Source organism: Mycolicibacterium flavescens, assembly GCF_001722335.1.
In the GTDB taxonomy this organism is placed as follows: domain Bacteria; phylum Actinomycetota; class Actinomycetes; order Mycobacteriales; family Mycobacteriaceae; genus Mycobacterium; species Mycobacterium flavescens.
Window position 1 is genome coordinate 303313 of the sequence record NZ_MIHA01000002.1, and the last position, 23372, is coordinate 326684.

At 67.9% G+C, this 23372-nt stretch carries 21 protein-coding genes and 1 tRNA gene; 14 read left to right on the forward strand and 8 right to left on the reverse strand.

The annotated features are described in order from the left end of the window. Positions 1-6: 6 nt before the first annotated feature. Positions 7-1425, forward strand: a complete 1419-nt coding sequence (gene pyk / locus BHQ18_RS03920; RefSeq protein WP_069412253.1) for a pyruvate kinase — start codon at positions 7-9, stop codon at positions 1423-1425. Further along, entirely contained in the window at positions 1425-2285 is an 861-nt protein-coding gene (locus BHQ18_RS03925; RefSeq protein ID WP_069412254.1) for an acyl-CoA thioesterase, read from the forward strand. The genes pyk and BHQ18_RS03925 overlap by 1 nt, the downstream gene beginning before the upstream one ends. A 1-nt stretch (position 2286) precedes the next feature. On the opposite strand, the gene BHQ18_RS03930 is transcribed toward BHQ18_RS03925, so the two are convergent. The 6 genes from BHQ18_RS03930 to BHQ18_RS03955 form a co-directional block, all read right to left on the reverse strand. Beyond that, positions 2287-2937: a DUF4190 domain-containing protein gene (locus BHQ18_RS03930; RefSeq protein WP_069412255.1), complete on the reverse strand. Its 651-nt coding sequence runs from the start codon at positions 2935-2937 to the stop codon at positions 2287-2289. Beyond that, a complete protein-coding gene (locus BHQ18_RS03935; RefSeq protein WP_069412256.1) occupies positions 2934-4388 on the reverse strand; it encodes an ATP-binding cassette domain-containing protein in 1455 nt (484 codons plus the stop codon). The genes BHQ18_RS03930 and BHQ18_RS03935 overlap by 4 nt, the downstream gene beginning before the upstream one ends. Continuing rightward, complete coding sequence (gene cydD, locus BHQ18_RS03940; RefSeq protein WP_205866039.1) at positions 4381-5931, reverse strand: thiol reductant ABC exporter subunit CydD; 1551 nt, start codon at positions 5929-5931, stop codon at positions 4381-4383. Before cydD ends, BHQ18_RS03935 begins: the two co-directional genes overlap by 8 nt. Positions 5932-5954: 23 nt before the next feature. Next, positions 5955-6992: a cytochrome d ubiquinol oxidase subunit II gene (cydB, locus tag BHQ18_RS03945; protein WP_069412258.1), complete on the reverse strand. Its 1038-nt coding sequence runs from the start codon at positions 6990-6992 to the stop codon at positions 5955-5957. Positions 6993-7008: 16 nt separating this feature from the next. Next, positions 7009-8457: a cytochrome ubiquinol oxidase subunit I gene (locus BHQ18_RS03950; protein ID WP_069412259.1), complete on the reverse strand. Its 1449-nt coding sequence runs from the start codon at positions 8455-8457 to the stop codon at positions 7009-7011. A 62-nt stretch (positions 8458-8519) separates the two neighbouring features. Further along, a complete protein-coding gene (locus tag BHQ18_RS03955; RefSeq protein ID WP_069412260.1) occupies positions 8520-9134 on the reverse strand; it encodes an HdeD family acid-resistance protein in 615 nt (204 codons plus the stop codon). Between the two features lie 236 nt (positions 9135-9370). Here BHQ18_RS03955 and BHQ18_RS03960 point away from each other — a divergent pair, with 236 nt between their 5' ends. The 9 genes from BHQ18_RS03960 to BHQ18_RS04000 all read left to right on the forward strand — a co-directional run bounded on the left by BHQ18_RS03960 (position 9371) and on the right by BHQ18_RS04000 (position 16972). Beyond that, a complete protein-coding gene (locus BHQ18_RS03960) occupies positions 9371-9721 on the forward strand; it encodes a DUF732 domain-containing protein (RefSeq protein WP_131815649.1) in 351 nt (116 codons plus the stop codon). Positions 9722-9892: 171 nt separating this feature from the next. After that, entirely contained in the window at positions 9893-10741 is an 849-nt protein-coding gene (locus BHQ18_RS03965) for an ABC transporter substrate-binding protein (protein ID WP_109789179.1), read from the forward strand. A gap of 10 nt (positions 10742-10751) precedes the next feature. Further along, complete coding sequence (locus BHQ18_RS03970) at positions 10752-11681, forward strand: amino acid ABC transporter permease (RefSeq protein WP_069412263.1); 930 nt, start codon at positions 10752-10754, stop codon at positions 11679-11681. Between the two features lie 10 nt (positions 11682-11691). Beyond that, the gene (locus BHQ18_RS03975) at positions 11692-12444 is read left to right on the forward strand and encodes an amino acid ABC transporter ATP-binding protein (protein ID WP_205866040.1); all 753 of its coding nucleotides are present in this window, start codon (positions 11692-11694) and stop codon (positions 12442-12444) included. Between the two features lie 4 nt (positions 12445-12448). Continuing rightward, positions 12449-13573 carry a MacS family sensor histidine kinase gene (macS, locus tag BHQ18_RS03980; protein WP_205866034.1) on the forward strand — a complete coding sequence of 375 codons (1125 nt, stop codon included), beginning with the start codon at positions 12449-12451 and terminating at the stop codon, positions 13571-13573. Continuing rightward, entirely contained in the window at positions 13546-14196 is a 651-nt protein-coding gene (locus BHQ18_RS03985) for a response regulator (RefSeq protein WP_069412265.1), read from the forward strand. Before macS ends, BHQ18_RS03985 begins: the two co-directional genes overlap by 28 nt. A 44-nt stretch (positions 14197-14240) precedes the next feature. Continuing rightward, positions 14241-15947 (forward strand): DUF2339 domain-containing protein, encoded by a 1707-nt coding sequence (locus tag BHQ18_RS03990; protein WP_069412266.1) that lies wholly within the window; start codon positions 14241-14243, stop codon positions 15945-15947. A 55-nt stretch (positions 15948-16002) separates the two neighbouring features. After that, positions 16003-16491: a Dps family protein gene (locus BHQ18_RS03995; RefSeq protein WP_069412267.1), complete on the forward strand. Its 489-nt coding sequence runs from the start codon at positions 16003-16005 to the stop codon at positions 16489-16491. A 28-nt stretch (positions 16492-16519) separates the two neighbouring features. Further along, a complete protein-coding gene (locus tag BHQ18_RS04000; protein WP_069412268.1) occupies positions 16520-16972 on the forward strand; it encodes an SRPBCC family protein in 453 nt (150 codons plus the stop codon). Here BHQ18_RS04000 and BHQ18_RS04005 read toward each other — a convergent pair. Further along, positions 16944-18239 carry an adenylate/guanylate cyclase domain-containing protein gene (locus BHQ18_RS04005; protein ID WP_084293874.1) on the reverse strand — a complete coding sequence of 432 codons (1296 nt, stop codon included), beginning with the start codon at positions 18237-18239 and terminating at the stop codon, positions 16944-16946. The two genes, BHQ18_RS04000 and BHQ18_RS04005, sit on opposite strands and share 29 nt — an antisense overlap. A gap of 723 nt (positions 18240-18962) precedes the next feature. Between BHQ18_RS04005 and BHQ18_RS04010 the strand changes: the two genes are divergently transcribed. After that, on the forward strand, positions 18963-21080 hold the full coding sequence (locus tag BHQ18_RS04010) for a glycoside hydrolase family 5 protein (protein WP_084293866.1): 2118 nt from the start codon (positions 18963-18965) through the stop codon (positions 21078-21080). Between the two features lie 10 nt (positions 21081-21090). Here BHQ18_RS04010 and BHQ18_RS04015 read toward each other — a convergent pair. Then, a tRNA-Leu gene (locus BHQ18_RS04015) sits at positions 21091-21164 on the reverse strand. Between the two features lie 87 nt (positions 21165-21251). Here BHQ18_RS04015 and BHQ18_RS04020 point away from each other — a divergent pair. Both BHQ18_RS04020 and BHQ18_RS04025 read left to right on the forward strand, forming a co-directional pair. Then, positions 21252-21875, forward strand: a complete 624-nt coding sequence (locus tag BHQ18_RS04020; RefSeq protein WP_205866041.1) for a two-component system response regulator PdtaR — start codon at positions 21252-21254, stop codon at positions 21873-21875. 201 nt (positions 21876-22076) lie between these two features. Then, positions 22077-23294 (forward strand): branched-chain amino acid ABC transporter substrate-binding protein, encoded by a 1218-nt coding sequence (locus tag BHQ18_RS04025; RefSeq protein ID WP_069412271.1) that lies wholly within the window; start codon positions 22077-22079, stop codon positions 23292-23294. Positions 23295-23372: the final 78 nt, after the last annotated feature.

A 23372-nucleotide genomic window follows, 5' to 3' on the forward strand; every position in this document is an offset into this window, starting at 1 on the left:
GTTCCCGTGAATAGACGCGGAAAGATCGTCTGCACCCTGGGTCCGGCCACCGCTTCCGAGGAGGCGGTGCGATCGCTGGTCGAAGCCGGAATGGACGTCGCGCGGCTGAACTTCAGCCACGGCGACTACCCCGATCACGAAGCCAACTACAAGAGGGTGCGGGCGGCGTCGGACGCCACCGGGCGCGCGGTCGGGATCCTGGCCGACCTTCAGGGCCCCAAGATCCGGCTCGGCCGGTTCAAGGACGGCCCGACGTTCTGGGCCAACGGTGAGACGGTGCGCATCACCACCGACGACGTCGAGGGCTCCGCCGACCGGGTTTCGACGACCTACAAGCGGCTCGCCGAGGACGCCTCGCCGGGGGACCGGGTGCTGGTGGACGACGGCAACGTCGGCCTGGTCGTCGACCGGATCGAGGGCAACGACGTGATCTGCACGGTCACCGAGGGCGGACCGGTCAGCAACAACAAGGGCATGTCGCTGCCCGGGATGAATGTCTCGGCGCCCGCCCTGTCCGAGAAGGACATCGACGACCTCGAGTTCGCGCTGCGCCTCGGGGTGGACCTGATCGCGCTGTCGTTCGTGCGCTCACCGGCCGACATCGAACTCGTGCACGAGGTGATGGACCGCGTCGGCCGCCGGGTGCCGGTCATCGCCAAACTGGAGAAGCCCGAGGCCATCGACAACCTCGAAGCCGTCGTGCTGGCGTTCGACGCGATCATGGTCGCCCGCGGTGATCTCGGCGTCGAGCTGCCGCTCGAAGAGGTGCCGCTGGTGCAGAAGCGCGCGATCCAGATGGCAAGGGAGAACGCCAAACCCGTGATCGTGGCGACCCAGATGCTGGAGTCGATGATCGACGCGCCGCGCCCCACCCGGGCCGAGGCGTCCGACGTCGCCAACGCGGTGCTCGACGGCACCGACGCGGTGATGCTCTCCGGTGAGACCTCGGTCGGCAAGTATCCGCTCGAGGCGGTCAAGACGATGGCGCGCATCATCCACGCCGTCGAGGAGAACTCGGTGGCCGCGCCGCCGCTGACGCACGTGCCGCGCACCAAGCGCGGGGTCATCTCCTACGCCGCCCGCGACATCGGTGAGCGGTTGGACGCCAAGGCGCTGGTGGCCTACACCCAGTCCGGTGACACCGTGCGCAGGTTGGCGCGGCTGCACACACCGCTGCCGCTGCTGGCGTTCACGTCGCTGCCCGAGGTGCGCAGCCAGTTGGCGCTGAGCTGGGGTACCGAGACGTTCATCGTGCCGCACATCCAGACCACGGACGGGATGATCCGCCAGGTCGACAAGTCGCTGCTCGAACTCGGCCGCTACAAGCGCGGGGATCTGGTCGTGGTGATCGCGGGCATTCCGCCGGGCACAGTAGGTTCGACGAACCTGATCCATGTGCACCGGATCGGGGAGGACGACGTTTAGTGTCAGCAGATCTCGACGAGTTGCTGGCAATACTGGACCTGCGTCGAATCGACGACAACACGTTCGTCGGGTCGCACCCGAGCAAGAACCCGGTGCGCACGTTCGGCGGTCAGATGATGGCCCAGGCGTTCGTCGCCGCCAGCCGCAGCCTCGACCACCCGACGCCGCCCAGCGCGCTGTCGGCGCATTTCATCGCCGGCGGTGACCCGCAGAAGGATCTCGAGTTCCACGTCGTGCGGTTACGCGACGAACGCCGGTTCGCCAACCGCCGCGTCGACGTGATGCAGGACGGGCTGCTGTTGACCACCGCGATGGTGTCCTACCTGTCCGGCGGGCGCAGCCTCGAGCACGGCGTGGAGCCGCCGCCGCTGCCCGACCCGCTCGACGTTCCGCCGGTCGACGACCTGCTGCGCGGCTACGAGGACGTCGTGCCGCACTTCGTCAACGCGCTGCGGCCCATCGACTGGCGCTACACCAACGACCCCACCTGGGTGATGCGCAGCAAGGGCGAGACGCTCACGCACAACCGGGTGTGGATGAAAGCGCTCGGCGAGATGCCGGACGACCCGGTGCTGCACGCCGCCGCGCTGGTCTACTCGTCGGACACCACGGTGCTGGATTCGATCATCACCACGCACGGGCTGTCGTGGGGGTTCGACCGGATCTTCGCGGTGACCACCAACCACTCGGTGTGGTTCCACCGCCCGGTCCGGTTCGACGAATGGGTGCTGTACTCCACGTCGTCACCGGTGGCGGCGGATTCGCGCGGGCTCGGCACCGGACACTATTTCGACCGGGCCGGTCAGCCGGTCGCCACGGTCGTGCAGGAAGGCATCGTCAAGTACTTCCCGGCGCGCTGACTCACGGGGTCGGGGTCAGCGTGACCGAGAACTGGTCCTCGACGCGCTGCTGGAACTGCTCGGAGCACTGCTGGATGGCTTCCTGGTCGTTGCCCGCGCGTGACACGCAGTCGATGTAGTCGGTGCCGCCGACCTCGTTGAAGCCCCACACCGCCAGCCAGATCATCACGATCGCCTCGATGATGCTCAGCACGCCGAGCACGATGCCGGCGACCGCGATGCCGCCGTTGTTGGCCTCACCGCGTTTGGCGCGGCCCCAGCCCAGGAAGCCGAGGATCACCGCGACGACGCCGAGCACGATGCCGCCGAACACCGACAGCAGCGCGATGATCGCGACGACCAGCGCCGCGATGCCCAGGCCGTTCTTGGGTGCCGACGGCGCAGGCGGGTAGCCCGGATACCCCGGGTAACCCTGCGGCGGTGGTGGATAGCCGCCCTCCGGCGGCGGTGGTGGATAGCCGCCCTCCGGCGGCGGTGGTGGATAGCCGCCCTCCGGCGGCGGTGGTGGATAGCCGCCCTCCGGCGGCGGTGGTGGATAGCCGCCCTCCGGCGGCGGTGGTGGATAGCCGCCCTCCGGCGGCGGTGGCGGATAACCACCCTGATACGCCCCGTACTGCGGCGGCTGTTGCTGCGGCGGGTCCGGTTCGCTCATGCCGGTGAGGGTACCCCGACCGGAAGGTGATGGGTGGCGATAACCACCGTGCGGTCGGCGGGGAAAAGCCCGCCGGGCGAGAGCAGTTCGACCAGCATCCGTTGCCCGTCGACGGCGTCGAGGTGTTCGGTCGGCTCGTCGAGCAGCACGATCGGCGCGGCGCTGACCAGGGCGCGGGCCAACAGCAGCCGCCTGCGCTGACCGGCCGACACCGCGGCCGCACCGCCGACGAGCACGGTGGACAGGCCGTCGGGCAGCGCGTCGAGCCAGTCGCCGAGCCCCACGCGGTCCAACGCGGACCGGATCTCAGGATCGGTTGCGTCGCCCCGCGCGACCAGCAAGTTGTCGCGGACCGTCGTCGCGAACAGGTGCGCATCTTCGGCGAAGAACGTTGCCCCGTCGTAGGTTTCGGACAGCTTCAACAGTTGGGTGGTCTTGCCCGATCCGCTGGGCCCGGTGATCGCGCGGCGCTCACCGGGGGCGAGTACGGCGGGCGCGACGTCGGGCCTGGTGCGGTTCGACGGTGCCGGTTCGGTGAGTTCGCGGATCCGGCGGGCGGCGATGCGCGACCGGCTCAGTTGCGCGGCGGCGGCGGGCAGGGCCGTGGTCGCCTCGAACGCCGACAACGGCAACAGCATCAGGATCGCGAGCGTCGTCGGCGCGACCGATCCCGCGATCAGCACCGCCGCGACGACCGCGCCGAGCACACTGACCCCGATCGCCAGCGTGTTGGCGGCCGCCGCGACCGCCGCCGGCCTGGCCGCCCGGTCGGTGGCCTCACCCCACCTGCGGTGCCGGTCGTCGGCGTCAGCGAGCACGGCGTCGAGGCGCCCGCCCACCCGCAACTCCGGTGCGTGTTCGAGCGCCAGCATGACCGCCACGTCCCGCCCCGAATGATGCTGGGCAGCAACGGCCTCGACAGCGAGGGCCGCACGCGAGGCCAGCCAGGGCGCGGCGACACCCGCGATCAGCAGGCACGCCGCGAGCACAGCCGCCGCGGCGGGCGAGATCACCGCGATGACCGCGACCGAGACCAGCCCGAGCACCGCGGCGACCGCGATCGGCAGCACCGCCCGCACCAGCACATCGGCCAGATCGTCGACCGCCCCGCCGATTCGGGCCACCAGTTCGCCGCCGGGGATGCGCATCAGGGTGTCGGCAGGTGCGGCAGCCAGACGTCGGTACACCTCCTGGCGGAGATCGGCCGCCGACCGCAGCGCGGTGTCGTGTGCGGCCAGGCGCTGGCAGTATCCGAGCACACCGCGGGCGATGCCCAGCGCGCGCACCGCGACGACGGCGACCGTCAAATGCAGCACGGGCGGCATCTGCCACGCCCGGGTGATCAGCCACGCCGAGATCGCCGCCAGCGCCAGCGCACTGCCCAGTGACAGCACGCCCAGCACCGTCGCGACCACGAGTCTGCCGAGCCGGGCCCGCACCAACTCACGCATCGACGAGGCTCCCCAGGTGAAGTACACGGTCGCCGATCGCCACAACCGGGTCGCGGTGCCCCACGACGAGCACCGTGTCGCCGGCGCGGGCACGCGCGACGACGGCCGCCAGGACCCGCGCCTCCATCGCGGCGTCCAGGTGCGATGTCGGTTCGTCGAGCAACACCACCGGCGCCGGCGAACCCAGCGCCCGGGCCAGGCCCAGCCGCTGGCGTTGCCCCAGCGACAGCCCGTCACCGTCACGGCCGATCACGGTTTCCAACCCGTCCGGCAGCGTCGCCAGCACCTCATCGAATCCGACGGCGCGGCAAGCGCTCTCGAGGTCGTCCAACGGGCCGAACAGTTCGAGGTTGTCGCGCACGCTACCTGCGACAAGAACGGGGCGGTGGGGCAGCCAGGTGATCTGCCGCCACCACGCCTGCAGGTCGAGGTCCTCGAGAAGTATCCCGTCGACCAGGACGCGGCCCGGGTGCAGTCCGAGCACGGTGTGCAGCGCCGTCGTCTTACCCGATCCGTTCGGGCCGGTCAGCACGGTCACCTCGCCGGGCCGCACCTCCTCGCGCGGGGTGTCGAGGAGGATCGTCGCACCCCGGGCGTTGACGGTACGGGTTCCCTTGCGCTGCTGCGGAAGAGAGTCGAGCAACCGCATCGCGGATTCGGCGGCGGTCTTACCGTCCTGGGCGGCGTGGAATTCGACGCCGACGCGGCGCAGCGGCCAGAACACCTCGGGGGCCAACAGCAGCGCGGTCAGCCCGGCCACGAGCGTCATCTCCCCGAACACCAGTCGCAGGCCGACCCCGACCGCGACGAGCGCGACGCCGAGGGTGGCCAGCAGTTCGAGTACCAGTGCCGACAGGAACGCCATCCGCAGCGTCGCCATCGTCGAACGCCGGTGCGCGGCGGCCAGTTCGGCGATCCGCTCGGTCGCGCCGTCGAGTCGGCCCAGCGCCCGCAGCGTCGGGATGCCCGCCACCAGATCGAGCAGCCGCGACTGCAGGGTGGTCATCGCCGCCAGAGCGGCCTCGGTGCGGTCCTTGGTCAGCAGGCCGATCAACACCATGAAGATCGGGATCAGCGGCAGCGCCACCAGGACGATCAGCGCCGAGCGCCAGTCGTACACCGCGATCACCAGCGCCGCGGCGGGGGTCAGGAGCCCGGCCAGAAACAACGCGGGCAGATAGGAGGTCAGGAAGGGTCGCAGCCCGTCCAGGCCGCGGGTGATCAACGCCGCCGCGGTGTCGCGCTCGGTGGCCAGCGCGCGGGTGGGCAGTGCGGTGACCGTGCGCAGTACCCGGCCCGCCAGTTCGGCGATCACCTGCGTCGCGCCGGTCGAGGCCAGCCGGCCCTGCCACCAGTGCGCCACCGCACGCAACGCCCACAGCGCCGCCAGCAATGCCAACGGGCCGGCCCACCGGTCGAGGCGCCATGACGACGGATCGGTGATGACGCCGGCGACGATCTGGGCCAGCAGCACGGCCGCCGCGATGGTCGCGCCCGCGATCACGACACCGCAGGCCACCGCGGTGACCAGATACCGCCGCATCGCCGCCGACGCGCGCCACAGGTTCATCGCCGGCGCGCCAATCCCACCGGGTCCGGTATCCGGTCCGCCGAGATCCGTTGCCGGAAAACCCAGTACGTCCAGCCCTGGTATATCAGCACCATCGGGGCGAATACCACCGCCGCCCAGCTCATGATCGTCAGCGTGTACTGGCTCGACGCCGCGTTGGCGATTGTCAGGCTGTAGGCGGGGTCGATCGTCGAGCGCATCAGGTACGGGTACATCGCACCGAAGATCAGCACCACCAGCGCGCCGACCACCACGCAGGTCGACGCGAACGCCCATCCCTCACCGGTGCGCCGCCACACCCGGGTCATCGCCGCGAAGTGGCACAGGCCGGCGACGATGAGCACCACCCATGTCCAGGTCTTGCCGTAGGACAGCTGCGTCCACAGCCCGAAGGTGGCCAGCACCACGGTCACCGGTATCGCCAACCGGTTGGCGAAGCGCAGCGCGTCATCGCGCACCGCGCCATCGGTTTTCAGCGCCACGAACACCGAACCGTGCAGCAGGAACAATCCGGCGGTGGTCAACCCGCCGAGCAGTGTGTAGACGTTGACCAGATCGGAGAACCCGGGGCGCAGTTGTTTTTCGGCGTCGACCGGAAGGCCGCGCACCAGCGCCGCGAAGGCCACGCCCCACAGCACCGCGGGCACCCAGGATCCGGCCGCGATACCCAAATCGGCCCATCTGCGCCACTGCGGGTCGTCGACCTTGCCGCGCCATTCGATCGCCACCACCCGCAGGATCATCGTCACCAGGATCAGCAGCAGCGGCAGATACAGGCCGGAGAACATCGTCGCGTACCAGTCGGGGAACGCGGCGAACATCGCACCGCCTGCGGTGATCAGCCACACTTCGTTGCCGTCCCACACCGGTCCGATGGTGTTGAGCGCGGCCCGCCGGTGCCGCTCGGATTCGGCGCCGCCTGCGCGCCCGAAGAAGCTCATCAGCATGCCGACGCCGAAGTCGAATCCTTCGAGGACGAAGAACCCGACGAACAGGCCCGCCATCACCACGAACCAGATGTCCGGTAACGCCATTGCTGCTCAACTCCTTTCAGTACGCGAACGAGAGCGGGGCGACATCGTCGCCGCCCGGCGGCAGCGGTGGGGCCGGTTCGCTGTCGTGCTCCTGAGGCCCTTCGATGGTGTAGCGGCGGATGAGCCAGAACCACACGACCGCGAGCGCGCCGTAGATCACGGTGAAGGTGACCAACGACAGCACGACCATGCCGACCGGGTGGCCGGACACGCCGTCGGCGACGGTGAGCCGGATCATCGGGTCACCGGTCGGGTTCGGTACCACCACCCACGGCTGGCGGCCCATCTCGGTGAACACCCATCCGGCGCTGTTGGCCAGGAACGGGGTGGGCAGCGTCACCAGCGCGAAGCGAGAGAACCACCGGGACCGGGGGATTCGGCCGCCGCGGGTCAGCCAGAGCACGGTCAGCGCGAACAACGCGGGAACCGCGAGCAGTCCGATCATCGCGCGAAAGGCCCAGTAGGTCACGAACAGGTTCGGCCGGTAGTCGCCCGGCCCGAACTTCTCGACGTACTGCTGCTGCAGGTCCTCCACACCCTCGAGGCGGACACCCTCGAATTCGCCCTTGGCGAGGATCGGTAACACGTAGGGCACCTCGATGAGGTGGATGACGCCGTCGCAGTTGTTGTGGGTTCCCACGGTCAGCACCGAGAACGCCGGGTCGGTTTCGGTGTGGCACAGGGATTCAGCGGAGGCCATCTTCATCGGCTGCTGTTCGAACATCAGCTTGCCCTGCACGTCGCCTGTGACCGCGAGGCCGACGGCCGAAACTAGTACGACCACGGCGCCCATCATCGCGGCGGGCCGAAACATGGTGCGGGCCTTCTCGTCTTGGTGAGACCGGACCATCCACCATGCGCAGACGGCTGCGACGAAGGCACCCGCGGTGAGGAACGCGCCGAACACCGCGTGGGAGAAGGCCGCGATCGCGGTGTTGTTGGTGAACAGCGCCACGATGCTGGTCAATTCGGCGCGACCGGTGTCCGGGTTCACCCGCGCGCCGACCGGGTGCTGCATCCAGGAGTTCGCGGCGATGATGAAGAAAGCCGACAGGTTCACCGCGATCGCGACGACCCAGATGCACGCGAGGTGGACCAGCCGCGGCAGCCGGGTCCACCCGAAGATCCACAGCCCCAAAAACGTCGACTCGAAGAAGAACGCGGCCAGCCCCTCCATGGCGAGCGGGGCACCGAAGACGTCGCCGACGAACCGCGAGTACTCACTCCAGTTCATCCCGAACTGGAATTCCTGCACGATCCCGGTCGCCACGCCGAGCGCGAAGTTGATCAGGAACAGCTTGCCGAAGAAACGCGTCAAGCGGTACCAGGCCGGGTTGCCTGTCAGCACCCACGCGGTCTGCATACCGGCGATCAGCGGCGCCAGGCCGATGGTCAGCGGGACAAAGATGAAGTGATAGACGGTGGTGATCCCGAACTGCCACCGCGACACATCCAGCGTGTCCATCGGCCCCTCTTTCGTGGCTGAGACACCAGCCTACGACAGGGTGTAGTAGATAGCAGTGTGCGTTAGCTCACCGCGGTGTCCTCGGCCGGTAAGGACGGGGATGCGGGCTCGTCGGTGCGGTTCCTGGAGGCCTTGCGGATCGCGAATGCGGACACGATCTCGAACAGGCCGAGCACGACCAGCGAGATCCCGGCGACGACCGTCAGGATCGCCAGCGATTCAAACGGTGCAGCGAGCATCACCACACCGGCGATCAGGCTGACGACGCCGGTGAAGATCTCCCACGCGCGGCCCGGCAACGTGGGGTCGCTGATTGCCGACACCGCTGTCGCGACGCCGCGGAAGATGAAGCCGATACCGATCCAGATCGCCAGCAGCAGAATCGACTCCTGCAAACTGCGGAAGCACAGCACGGCAAGGATCAGCGCCGCGGCGCCGGAGATGAAGAGCAAGACGCGGCCGCCGGCGGAGACGTGCAGGCTGAAGGCGAAAATCACCTGGCTGATGCCGGCGATCAGCAGGTAGGCGCCGAAGAAGATCGCCGCGATGACAATCGTCTTGCCTGGCCAGAGCCAGACCAGGACGCCGAGAATGACCGCGAGGATTCCCGAGACGAGCGTGGTCTTCCACAAATGTTGCAGCAGGCTGGGAGGGGTGGTACTTGCGGGGCTTTCCATGGCCGAAGTTTGGCACAGTGGGGTGGACGTGCTGTCGCATTCCGGTATCGATTCGGTGCGTAATCGGCATCGCGCAAACAATTGCCGCGTGTCCGCGCAAATTCGGGGACCGGCGACCCGACAGCGGGATTGGCGGTAACGCGCGAACCGTTGGGTACGATGTGTTTTCTGAACGCCCGCCTCGAGCACATCTCGGACACCTCGGCGGGCAAACATTACGCAGGCGAGGAGTGACCATGGCATCGACGGCACCGACCGCGTGGCACCGAGGCGTAAGCGCCGCGGCGGCGGTTGCTCTGCTCGCTGTGGGCAGCGCGGCGATCCCCGTCGCCCCCGCGCACGCCCAGGAGGACAAGAACCAGACGTTCATCGACTTCCTGGATCAGAAACGGATCCCGTACAAGAACGAAACCACGGCGATCCGGATGGCCAAGGAGTTCTGCGTCGACGCGGTGCGGCAGGGAAATCCCGACTGGCTGGCAGGTTACAACCTGCAACACGCCGGCGGCTGGACCCAGACCGAGGCCGAAACCTTCGTCGAGGGGGCGGTCTACGTGTACTGCCCGAAGGTCTGGGGCGTGGGGTAGGCGCGCAATAGGCAGCCAGCGCGTTAGGTCTCTACTACTGTTCCGTTACCGGCGCTTCGCACCGGGTCCACGAGGCAGAAGGAAGAGGCACACGTGTTTGGTGACTGTCAAAACCGTCGAGGGAAATTCTGGCGCTTCGCCGCGGTCTTTGCTGCGACCGGTGCGCTCGCCATGGCCGGCTGCGCGAGCGACACCGGCGGATCGGGTGGCGAGGAGACGAACGGTCAGCCACCGGCCGCCTCGGCGGAGAAGGTCGACGAGATCGCCAACACCGTGCCCGAGGCGATCAAGTCCTCCGGAGAGCTGACCATCGGCGTCAACATCCCGTATCCGCCCAACGAGTTCAAGGATCCCAGCGGCAAGATCGTCGGCTTCGACGTCGACCTGATGAACGCCATCGCCGCCACCCTCGGGTTGACCCCGGACTACCGCGAATCCGACTTCGCCAAGATCATCCCCTCGATCCAGGGTGGCACCTACGACGTGGGCATGTCGTCGTTCACCGACACCAAGGAGCGCGAGCAGTCGGTCGACTTCGTCACCTACTTCAACGCGGGCACGATGTGGGCGCAGCGGCCCGGCACCGGCATCGACCCGAACAACGCGTGCGGCAAGAAGGTGGCGGTGCAGGCCACCACCACGCAGGAGACCGAGGAACTGCCCGCCAAGAGCAAGGCCTGCACCGACGCGGGTAACCCGCCCATCGAGATCGTGCCCTTCGACGGTCAGGACGCCGCCACCAACGCGGTGGTGCTCGGGCAGGCCGACGCGATGTCAGCGGACTCCCCGGTGACGTCGTACGCGATCAAACAGAACAACGGCAAGCTCGAACCGGCCGGCGACATCTTCGACTCGGCGCCGTACGGATGGCCGGTGCAGAAGGGCTCGCCGCTGGCGCAGTCGCTGCAGAAGGCGCTCGAACACCTGATGGAGACCGGCACCTACGAAGAGATCGCGCGCAACTGGGGCGTCGAGAACGGGATGATCGACAAGCCCGTCATCAACGGCGCCGTCAACTGAGGAAATCCACATGACCGATGTCGACACGCCGTCACCCACAGCCCCCGCCGCCATCGACGCCGTCCCGCTGCGTCACCCCTGGCGGTGGGTGGCGGCGGTCGTCATCGTCGTGCTGGCCGTGCTGTTCCTCTACGGCGCCGCCACCAACGAGGCCTACCGGTGGTCGACGTACTGGGAGTACCTGTTCAACGAACGGGTGCTCGTGGTCGGGGTGGTCAACACCCTTCAGCTGACCATCTATTCGATGGTGCTGGCGATCGCGCTCGGCGTCCTGCTCGCGGTGATGCGGCTGTCTCCGAACCCGGTCTTCAAGGCAGTGTCGTGGGTCTATCTGTGGATCTTCCGCGGCACACCGGTGTACGTGCAGCTGGTGTTCTGGGGACTGCTGCCGACCATCTACCAGAACGTCCGGCTCGGGGTGCCGTTCGGGCCGGCGTTGCTCGAGATCAACCTGCAGGCGTTGTCGATCCCGTTCCTGCTGGCAATCCTCGGGCTGGCCCTCAACGAGGCCGCCTACATGGCCGAGATCATCCGCGCGGGAATCAGTTCGGTGCCCGAAGGGCAGGCCGAGGCGTCGACCGCGCTGGGGATGTCGTGGGGGATGACGATGCGCCGCACCGTGCTTCCGCAGGCGATGCGGGTGATCATCCCGCCCACCGGCAACGAGGTGATCAGCATGCTGAAGACCACGTCGCTGGTGACCGCCGTCCCGTTCACGCTGGACCTCTACGGCATCACGTCGCGCGAGATCGCCGCGCGCACATTCGAACCCGTTCCGCTGCTGCTGGTGGCCGCGACCTGGTATCTGGCGATCACCAGCGTGCTGATGATCGGTCAGTACTACCTCGAGCGCTACTACTCGCGCGGCGCGTCACGCAAGCTGACGACCAAGCAGCTCGAAGCGCTGGCCAAGGCGCAGATCGAGAACCCCGGAGCATGAGATGACACCGATGGTCAAAGCCGAGCAGGTGTGCAAGAGCTTCGGCGCTCTCGAGGTGCTGAAGGGCATCACGCTGGAGATCGGCCGCGGCGAGGTGCTGTGCATGGTGGGCCCGTCGGGTTCCGGCAAGTCCACGTTCCTTCGCTGCATCAACCACCTCGAGCAGGTCAACGCCGGCCGGCTCTACGTCGACGGCGAACTCATCGGCTATCGCGAGCGCGGCAACAAGCTGCACCAGATGTCGCCGCGCGACGCGGCCAAACAGCGCCGCGAGATCGGGATGGTGTTCCAGCACTTCAACTTGTTCCCGCACCGCACGGCGCTACAGAACGTGATCGAGGCGCCGATCCACGTCAAGCGGATGAAGAAGGACGCCGCGATCGCCCGGGGCCGCGACCTGCTCGACCAGGTGGGGCTGTCGGCCAAGGCCGACGCGTACCCCGCGCAGTTGTCGGGCGGGCAGCAGCAGCGGGTGGCGATTGCCCGCGCGCTTGCGATGAACCCGAAGCTGATGCTGTTCGACGAGCCCACCTCCGCGCTCGATCCCGAACTCGTGGGTGAGGTGCTCGAGGTGATGAAAAAGCTTGCCGCCGAGGGTATGACGATGGTGGTGGTGACCCACGAGATGGGGTTCGCCCGCGAGGTCGCCAACCACCTGGTGTTCATGGACGGCGGCGTGGTGGTGGAGGCAGGGCCGCCCCGCGAAGTGCTCAGCAACCCGAAACACGAACGCACGAAGGCGTTTCTGTCCAAGGTGCTGTAGCCCGATGCGGACTGGTGCGCCGGACCCGGCCACGCCGCTGTGGCGCGCAGCCCAGGTGTTCCGGCTGCTCAGCTGCCTGTACGCGCTCGGGTTCCAGGTGTCGGTCAACGACGACCTGGACCGCCCGGGCCTGGCGTGGCTGCTGTTCGCGGTGCTGCTGGCGTGGAGCGCACTGTGCGCACTGGCCTATCTGCAGGGGTTCGGCAGACGCTGGTCGTGGGTGCTGGCCGAGATCGCGGTCGTCGTCGCGTTGATCCTGTCCACCGAGGTGGTCGCGTCGGCGCAGTGGGCCTTCGACAACCAGTCCTGGCCGACGACGCTGTGGGCCACCAACGCCACGATCTCGGCGGCCATCGTCTCCGGCCCGATCGCGGGCATGGCGACCGGGCTGGCGGTGATGGCGGCCAGCACCGCAGTCAAAGGCTTCATCAACTACGACCTGGGCCGCAACGCGACGATCGTGATCGAACTCGCCGTCGGGCTGGCGGTCGGGATGGCCGCCCAGACCGCGCGGCGCGCCCACGCCGAACTCGAGGAGGCCGCGCGGCTGGCCGCGGCGCACCAGGAGCGCGAACGGTTGTCCAGGGAGGTGCACGACGGGGCGATCCAGGTGCTTGCCCTGGTGTCGCGGCGCGGTCGGGAAATCGGCGGGGCGACAGCCGAACTGGCCGAGCTCGCCGGCCAGCAGGAGCGGGCGCTGCGGCGGCTGGTCAGCTCGGCGGCCGAACCGAGCGTCGGATCACTGACCGACGTGGGTGCGCTGCTGCGCCAACGCGCCTCCGACCGCGTCTCGGTGAGCCTGCCCGCCGAACCGGTACTGCTGGAGGCCGGCGTCGCGGCCGAGCTGGCGGCGGCGGCCACCAACGCGCTGGACAACGTGGCCGCACATGCCGGCCCCGACGCGCGCGCCTACGTGCTGGTCGAGGACCTCGGCGACGCGGTGACGGTCAGTATCCGCGACGACGGTGCCGGAATCCCGGACGGCCGCCTCGATGAAGCCCTGCGCGAGGGTCGCGTCGGGGTGTCCAAATCGATTGTGGGACGGATGGAATGGCTCGGTGGCAGCGCCAAGCTGACTACCGGGGCGGGAAGCGGGACGGAATGGGAACTGACGGTACCCCGACGGTGATGGTGGTCGACGACCATCCGATCTGGCGCGACGCGGTGGCCCGCGATCTCGAAGAGGACGGCTTCACCGTGGTGGCGACCGCGGACGGCGTCGGTGCCGCGCGCCGACGCGCCGGCGCGGTGCGGCCCGACGTCGTGCTGATGGACATGCGCCTGGCCGACGGCGACGGTGCACAGGCGACCGCGGAGGTGCTGGCCGTCTCACCGTCGTCGCGGGTGCTGGTGCTCTCGGCATCCGACGAACGCGAGGACGTGCTGCAGGCCGTCAAGGCCGGCGCCACCGGCTATCTCGTGAAGAGCGCATCCAAACAGGAACTCGGGGACGCGGTACGCGCCACCGCCGACGGGCGCGCGGTGTTCACTCCGGGCCTCGCCGGCCTGGTGCTCGGCGAGTACCGGCGTATCGCACAGGACCCGGGCCCGGAGACGCCGAGCCTCACCGAACGCGAGACCGAGATCCTGCGGTACGTCGCGAAGGGGTTGACGGCCAAGCAGATCGCGGCGCGGCTGTCGCTGAGCCACCGCACCGTCGAGAACCACGTGCAGGCCACGTTCCGCAAACTGCAGGTCGCCAACCGGGTGGAACTGGCGCGCTACGCGATCGAACACGGCCTGGACGAGTAGTCCTACTCATCCGCGGGGCCGTGTGCGGCTGTGACGATGTCCGCATGACCCAACCGCACGCCGTCATCGCCCGGATATCGGCCGACGTGACCGCATTGAACGCCTACCTCGGCAGGGTGTCCGCGGACCTGACCGAACTGCAGCGCATGCTCTCGTCGGCGCCGCCCGTGTACGCCCCACCCGCGCCCGTGTCGCCGGCGCCACCGCAGATGCCCGCCCCGCCGGCGCCTGTGCCGTCGACGCCCCGCGGGGAGGGCTGGATCGGGAAACTGCTCGCCGTCGCGGGTGTGGCGGTCACGCTGATCGGTGTCGTGCTGCTGCTCGTCCTGGCTGCGCAGGCCGGCATCCTGCGTCCGGAGGTGCGCGTGGCCGCCGGCGCTGTGCTGGCCGGCGCGCTGGTGGCCGCGGCGCATCGGTTGCACAGCCGGCAGGGCGGACGCACCGGGGCGGTCGCGTTGGCGGCCACCGGCGTTGCGGCGGCGTACATGGATGTCATCGCCGTCACGACCATCTATGAGTGGCTGCCCGCACCGGCCGGGTTGATCCTGGCCGCGCTCATCGGCGGCGGCGGTCTGACCTTGGCCCGCCACTGGGACGCCGAGTCTCTGGGCCTGCTGGTGCTGGTGCCGCTGCTGATCCTGGCCCCGGTCGTCGCCGGCGGTGTCACGCTGCTGTTGATCGCGTTCATGCTGGCGATCTCGGCGGCGTCGCTGCCGGTGCAACTGGGCAGGGACTGGCTGGGGCTGCACGGTGCGCGCACGGCAGCGGCCTCGCTGCCGCTGCTGGTCGCGTTGGTCGGGGTGTACTTCGATGACGGACGCGATCCCTGGCTCGCAGGCGCCTGCGGTATCGCCGCGCTGCTGGCCTTCACCGGGGCCCTGCTCCTGCTGCCGCGGACCGCCAACAAATCGGTGATGGCCGTGCTGACCGCGGGCGGCGTGCTGCCGGTGCTGTGTGCCGGATTGGCGGTCGACCGGTGGGCGGCGGCGTTGATGGCCGCGGCGCTGGCGGCCGCGCTGCTGGCGATCGTGCTGGCAGGTGACGAGCTGCCCGGAGTGGACACCGAGGTGCGGCGGATCTGGAGTGTGCTGGCAGCGTTGTCGGCGTTGGTCGGCGTGCTGGTCGCGTTCGACGGCCGGATCGCGGGTCCGGTGTTGCTCGTGATGGCGCTGCTGGTGGCGGCGACGGGTCGCCGGTCTGCGGTGGCGAGGGTGTGCGCCTTCGGCTTCGCGGCAATCGGTGCGGCGCACTACCTGTACTTCTCGCCGCCGGCCGCGGTGATGTACCCGACGGAATTCACGGCCGCGGAGGGTGTTTCGACGCTGATCGGCAGTGTGCTCGTGGTGGCGTGCGCAGCGACGCTGATGTGGGCACTGCCGCGGCGGGACTTCGCGGCGTGGGCGGGCACGGCGCTCGCGTGCGGCTACGCCGTCACCCAGTTCACCGTCACCGCCGGCGTTCTGATCGGCGGGACCGACGGCGGCTTCTTCGCCGGGCACATGGCGGCGACGATCTTCTGGATCGCGTTGGCGGCGGCGCTGTTCGCCTACGCGGCGCGCCTGCCGCGTGCGGACCGGTCGCTGCCGATCGGGGCGGGGCTGGCGGTGGTCGCGGCGGCGATGGCCAAACTGTTCCTCTTCGATCTCGGCACGCTCGACGGCATCTTCCGGGTGGGAGTCTTCATCGTCGTCGGCCTGACCCTGCTCGGCATGGGCGCCGGTTACGCCCGCCTTCTGGAAAGGCGGATGTGACCAACCTCATATGATAAACTGGACTTAGTCCAATTTAGGAGGCGTTGAAGAGGACATGAACAGCACACGTCGTAGCGAAATCGAAATTCAAGGGTTCCAGGCGTCACCGGAACTGGCCGCCAACCTGCAGCGCGTTCTGGTCGACCTGATCGAGTTGACACTGCAGGGCAAGCAGGCCCACTGGAACGTCGTCGGCACCAACTTCCGTGACCTGCACCTGCAACTCGACGAGCTGGTCGACTTCGCGCGCGAGAACAGCGACACCGTCGCCGAGCGCATGCGCGCGCTGGACGCCGTGCCCGACGGCCGTTCGGACACCGTGACGTCCTCGACCACACTGCCGCAGTTCCCGGCTTACGAGGTCAGCACGCAGGAAGCCGTCGACCTGATCACCGGCCGCATCTACGCGGCCGTCGACACGATCCGCACCGTGCACGACGCCGTCGACGCCGAGGATCCCACGACCGCCGACATCCTGCACCAGATGATCGACGGGCTGGAGAAGTTGGCCTGGCTGATCAAGTCGGAGAACCGCAAGGTCTAAATCAGCGCTCTGCGGGTATCCACCCGTCGTGACTGTGACGCGAGATATCCATGCCTCCCGCCAACAGGTCTGGGACGTCATGGCCGACGGGTGGACCTACTCGCAGTGGGTGGTCGGCAACAGCCGCATGCGGGCCGTCGACCCGAACTGGCCGGCGCCGGGTTCGTCGATCCGGCACTCGGTCGGAGTCTGGCCGCTGTTGCTGGACGACGTGACCATCGTCGAGAAGAGCGTTCCCCTCGAGGAACTGGTGCTGCACGCCAAGGGTCGGCCGTTCGGTGGCGCACGAATCATATTGCGGCTCAGCGATATCCCCGACGGCTGCCGGGTAGAGATGACGGAATTCCCGATCAGCGGGCCCGCCGCGATAATGCCGAACAAACTCTCCGACCTGGCGGTCTACCCCCGCAACCGGGAGACACTGTGGCGGCTGGCGGCATTGGCCGAGCGGCTCAAACCGACTGAGGTCTCCGACGACTGAGTTGGTCGACCGCCCGGTCGTCTGACGCGGCGCGGCGCCCGACCAGGTACCACGTCGTCATGACGCCCTTGCCTTTGACCTCGACCTCGCCGCGGGGTTCGAGGACAAAGGTGTCGCTGAGCCGTTCGTAGACGTCCTGCGGGACCTGGATGCGTCCCTCGACGTCGGTGGTCTCCATCCGCGATGCGACGTTGACCGCGTCGCCCCAGACGTCGTAGAAGAACTTGCGGGCGCCGACGACGCCGGCGACGACGGGTCCCGCGGCCAGTCCGATGCGCAGCGGTACCTCCCGGCCGAGTGGGTCGCGCAGGTCGGCCACCGCGTCCGCCATGTCGAGCGCCAGCGCGGCCAGCGCCTCGATGTGGTCCGCGCGGGGTTCCGGGACTCCGCTGACCACCATGTACGAGTCGCCACTGGTCTTGACCTTCTCGAGGCCGTGCCGGTCGACGAGCGCGTCGAGGTCGGTGTAGAGGCGGTCGAGGAAGCGGACCAGATCGTCGGGCGTGGTGTCGCTGGCGCGCTTGGTGTATCCGGCGATATCGGCGAACAGGATTGAGGCGTCGTCGTAGCGGTCGGCGATCACGGTGCGCGTCGGGTCTTTGAGGCGCTCGGCGATCTGGGCCGGAAGGATGTTGGCCAGCAGGCGTTCTGACCGCTCGTACTCGGCCTCCATCGCCAGGCGTGCCCGGCGGATCTCACGAAGTGCGTACCAGAGCGTGGCGATGACGAGGATCCACGCGGTGAGCACGGTGAGCACGAACGACGTCGAGAACGCCCAACCCGGCTGCGCGCCCGTGTCATTGGGGACGAAGAACTCCAGCAGGATCACCGTCACGGCGCCGACAGCGGCCAGCGCCGACGCCAGCACGATGTGGTCGATGCCCAAGACCAGCACGGTGATCGCCGCGGCGACGACGAAATAGAACTGCAGCCCCGTGCCGGTCCCGAGGTGGATACAGACGACGGTGATCGTCGTGTAGGCGATCGCGAAGAACACCAGCGGCGCGACCAGCTCGCCGAATCGGCACAGATAGGGGATGGCCGCGAATGCGGCCGCGCTGCCGAGGTTGACCAGCGCGATCCACCAGATCTCGCGCCCGATCAACAATCCCTGGATGCCGAAGAAGGCGCTGATCGCCGCGCTGATCATCGCGGTCACGTTCAGCACCCGGCGATGACGTACGGCGTTGTCGGCGTAGTGCCGGACGCGCGCGGGAGTGCGACTGTCGAGCGCCACCTCAGGCACGCAGACCGGCCGCAGCCTCATCTCCACAAGCACAGGGTAGCGCCGAAAGCGGTGCCGACCTGCGCTTTTGCCAGTCAAAGAGCGAGCAGACCGCGCGTCGCGACTACCGAAGCCCGGCACCGTTTGCTTTTGACACCCCGGATCAGCGCCCGTAATTAACCGCAGGTTTGCTCCATTCTGTCGGGGTGAATGTCCGACGGGTACCGATTGTCGACATGACGAGGGGCGGCGTAGAGGACGCAACAGCACGGTCGCAACGGACGTCACGTGACGAATCCGGGGAGCTCATCCGGGGGCATACCGGCCGCCGCGAAATCCGCCGAAGCGGTAGCTGATGAAAACTGTGACCGCGAATTTATTTTCGCGTTGGCAAATAAAATCGTTCGGTCATTGCCGGGCGCATTCACAGCTAGCGGGCCACCATTCCGGGGACGGATATTCGTCTAACCGACCGCCCGGCTCATGCGGCTATGAGCTGCGCTTACCGCTGTCCAGCGCGTTATCGCAGGTCCGGGAGCCGGCAAACGGTACCAATGGTATGGAATTTGCCGGTACGGCGCGGATGTGGACAGGAAACGGCCATACAACTGACTTGGTAAACGGCGGGGCGATCGGCGATCGGTATTCGCTTAATGGCTAAGAAGATTTCCTGACGATTAGGTGTGTATGGTCCTCCCGAATGCGTTAATTTGTGTTTCTCGCATCGCTGACTGCCGTCTGGCTGAGAACTGAACAGGAGTGCCCATGGGGCTCATCGGGAAGCGCCGACTGCGTCGCTATGGGGTGGCAAGCGTGATTGCCGCTGCGCCTCTCGCGGTGCTGTGCGCCTATGTGACGAATTTGCTTGTCCCCACGGAGCCGCTGCCGCGGCCGGTCAGCTACAGCTACGTCCCCGCAGCGGTGATCGAGAATTCCAACGACACGATCGGCATCGCCGACTCCGACATCTACGGTCTCACCACGCCGGACGGCGGTATCGACTACGACGCCATCGACCGGCATCTCGAGGAGATGCAGAAGCTCGGTGTGAACACCGTCCGTGTGCTGATTCCGTGGGCCGACATCCAACCGGTTCCGCCGGGCACACTTCCGCCGGACTGGGAAGAATCGCTGTGGAACCGCTCCGACTACATCATCAATGCGGCCCACGAGCGGGGAATGGCGGTTCTCGGGGTGCTGAACACGACGCCGAACTGGGGTGATGACCCGAACGAGCCGGGCTTCGGAATCTACACCCCGCCGGATCCGGAGCTGTACGCCGCGTGGGCCGCCACCGTCGCGGAGGAGTACAAAGGCATGGTCTCGGCGTACGAGATCTGGAACGAGCCGAACTACGTCGCGTACTGGACCGCCGGCCCCGACCCGGAGCACTACACCGAGATCCTCAAGGCCGCATACGAGGCGATCAAAGACGTCGATGCCGAAGCGCTCGTTGTCGCCGGAGTGCTTGGCACGGTTCAGGATTCAAGTTTGACGATGAACCCGGTGACGTTCGTCGAGCGGATGTACGCCGCGGGCGCGAAGGGCTTCTTCGACGCGCTGTCGATCCACCCGTACAACAACGAAATCAAGTTCTCCGACGGGCTTGATCCCGACAACCTGTGGCAGACGCCCGTCGAGCAGCTGATCGCGATCCGGCAGCAGATGATCGACAACGGTGATGACGCGCTGAAGATCTGGGCCACCGAGTACGGCTTGAGCACCTACATCAAGGACCAGGAGACCCAGGCCGCCTGGGTGAAGGACTTCCTCGACTACTGGGGTGCGCAGGACTACACGGGCCCGGCGTTCCTGTTCACGCTGCGGGACCGGCTGAACGACATCAGCGAAGAGGGCACGATGGGCATCTTCACCTACGAGTGGGGACGCAAGTTGGTGGCCGACGTGATCGAATGCGCGACGACGGGCCGCAAGTGCGCCGTTGAGCCCGATCCCGATCCGGTGGATCCGATCACGGGTCTCGTGCAGGCGATCGCGGCAGTTCTCCAGCAGGTGTACAACGTTGTGGCGCAGACGGTTACGCAGCTGGCCAACGCCGTGGTCAACCTGGTGGCCGACGCGCTGCGCAACCTGTTCGGCGGCCTGACCAACCCGGCGACGGCCACCCTCGACGTTCCGGCCGAGACCCGGATCGCGCTGGCCGATGCGGTCACCGTCGCCGCCGAAGACGTGACGGGAGAACCGCTCTCGTCGGTCGAGGCGCTGGACAACCCGGTCGCCGAAGAGGCCCCCGAGGTCACGCCGGAGCCGGCTGAGGTCGTGCCTGCGCCGGCCGAAGAGGTCCCGGCCGAAGAGGTCCCGGCCGAGGTGCTGCCCGAGCCCACCCCGGTCACCGAGCCGACCGAGGAACTGCCGGTCGAGGAGGTACCGGTCGAAGAAGTGCCGGTCGAAGAGGTCCCGGCACCGGTGGTCGAGGAGACCCCCGCGCCGGTCGAACCCGAGGAACCGGCGCCGGCCGACGAGGACGAGGAACTCCCGGCCGAAGACGAGGAGGCCCCGGCCGAGGACGAGGAGGCCCCGGCCGAAGACGAGGAGACGACAGACAACGACGATGCCTCCGATGACGGCGCGTCCGACGAGGACACCCGCACCGACACCAAGGACGGGAACAAGGCCACACCGGGCACCGGTGGCGCCGGGAATGGCGCTGGCACAGGCAGTCCCGGCTCCGGCGGCGCGAGCGATCCGGGCTCTGCCGGGGACGCCGGCGGAACGGGTCCGGGCGGTGCCGATGCGGGCGGTGCCGATGCGGGTGGTGCCGGTTCCGGAGGTGACGACGGGTCCGGTGGCGGTGACAAGTCCGGCGGTGGCTCCAACGTGAGCTACGTGCAGGGGCCGTGGGGCATGATCCTGGTGGTGTGAGCGCCGTCGGTGCCCTCGGTGAGATTCGAACTCACACTGTACGGGTTTTGAATCCGTTTCCTCTGCCAGTTGGGATACGAGGGCTCGCAGTTGCTGCGGGTTACCACCATAGAGGATGACCCGAAGTCGCTGAACGGGGCCGTTACCGCCACAATGTCATCCATGGCATCCATGAGCGGGTCACCGACCGAAGGCCAGCAGGCGCGCCGTGTACTCGTCGCCGAAGACGAGGCACTGATCCGCATGGATTTGGCCGAGATGCTGCGTGAGGAGGGCTACGAGATCGTCGGCGAGGCCGGTGACGGGCAGGAGGCCGTCGACCTGGCCGAGAAGCTCAAGCCCGACCTCGTGATCATGGACGTCAAGATGCCGCGCCGCGACGGAATAGACGCCGCCGCGGAGATCGCGAGCAAGCGCATCGCGCCGATCGTCATCCTGACCGCGTTCAGCCAGCGCGAACTGGTGGAACGCGCACGCGACGCCGGCGCGATGGCCTACCTGGTCAAACCGTTCACGGTCACCGATCTGATCCCGGCCATCGAGGTCGCGGTCAGCCGGTTCAGCGAGATCTCCGCGCTCGAGCAGGAGGTCGCGACGCTGTCGGACCGGTTGGAGACCCGCAAGCTGGTCGAACGCGCCAAGGGTTTGCTCCAGGAAAAGCAGGGGATGACCGAACCCGAGGCCTTCAAGTGGATCCAGCGTGCTGCGATGGACCGCCGCACGACGATGAAGCGGGTCGCTGAGGTGGTGCTCGAAACCCTCGACACGCCTGGCGACGCGGCGGCCTCGAGCTGACCCGCGGCGGCTCCACCAGGTAATAATTACGTTTCCGACGGCACCGTTTCGCCCCGCCGATCACGCGAAAGCCACCAAGCCTTTTCCAACAGCGCGCACTGAGGCCATGCGTTGGTTAAGGTTCACCCGAAGCATCGCCGCCCCCGCCTTGTCGGGTCGAGGCGCCGAAGCCGACATACATCATTGACACGGAGGTGAAGCGTGCGCTTTGGCGTGGCACGGAAAGCATTTGCCATCAGCAGTGCCGGTTTGGTCGCGCTCGGTATAGCCGGCTGCCAGCAGTCCGAACCGAGCGAGGACGGCGGGAGTGCGCAGAGCGACCTCAAGATCGTCGAACAGGTGCAGATCGACGAGACCGGGGCCGAGGTCAAGGCCGACGAGAGCGCCGCGCCCGCCGATCCGGCAGGGGACGGCAACGCCCAGTGCCCGCCGGTGTCGCTCGCGATGGCCGGCGCGCTCAACGGCCCCGACGCCGCGCTCGGCATCAACATCAAGAACGGCATCCAGCTCGCCGTCGACAAGCACAACGCCGCCAACCCCGGCTGCCAGGTGCAGCTCAAGACCTTCGACACCGAAGGTGACCCGCAGAAGGCCACCCAGATCGCGCCGCAGATCATCAACGACGCGTTCACCATCGGCCTGATCGGCCCGGCCTTCTCCGGCGAGACCAACGCGACCGGTGACGTGTTCAACCAGGCCGGCCTGGTCGCGGCCACCGCCTCGGCCACCAATGTCACGCTCTCCGAGAAGGGGTGGCGGACGTTCTTCCGCGGTCTGGGCAACGACGGCGTGCAGGGCCCCTCGGTGGCCAACTACCTGAAGAACACACTCGGCCACCAGAAGGTGTGCGTGGTCGACGACAGCACCGACTACGGCCTGGGCCTGGCCCAGACCGTGCGCGAGACGCTCGGCCCGGTGGCCGATTCCGGCTGCAACATCTCGGTGAAGAAGGGCGACAAGGACTTCTCGGCAGCCGTCACCCAGATCAAGGGCGCCGCGCCCGATTCGGTGTTCTTCAGCGGCTACTACGCCGAGGCGTCGCCGTTCGTGCAGCAGCTCAAGGACGGCGGCTTCGAGGGTGCATTCGTCAGCGCCGACGGCACCAAGGACCCCGAGTTCGTCAAGCAGGCCGGTGACGCGGCCAAGGACGCCATCCTGTCCTGCCCGTGCGGCCCGGCGACCGGCAGCTTCGCCGAGGAGTACACCCAGAAGTTCAACCAGGAGCCCGGCACCTACAGCTCCGAGGGCTACGACCTGGGCACGATCATGCTCAAGGGCATCGACTCGGGCGCGATCACCCGGCCGGCGCTGCTGGACTTCGTCCGCAACTACAACGGTCGCGGCGTCGCCCGGCAGTATCAGTGGACTCCGGAAGGTGAGCTGACCACCAGCCTCATCTGGATCTACAAGGTTCAGTAGGAAGACAGGCGAGACGCGTCCGATGCCGCCACGGCTCGGGCGCGTTCTCGTGACCACACCCTTGTCGCGAGGAGCCGC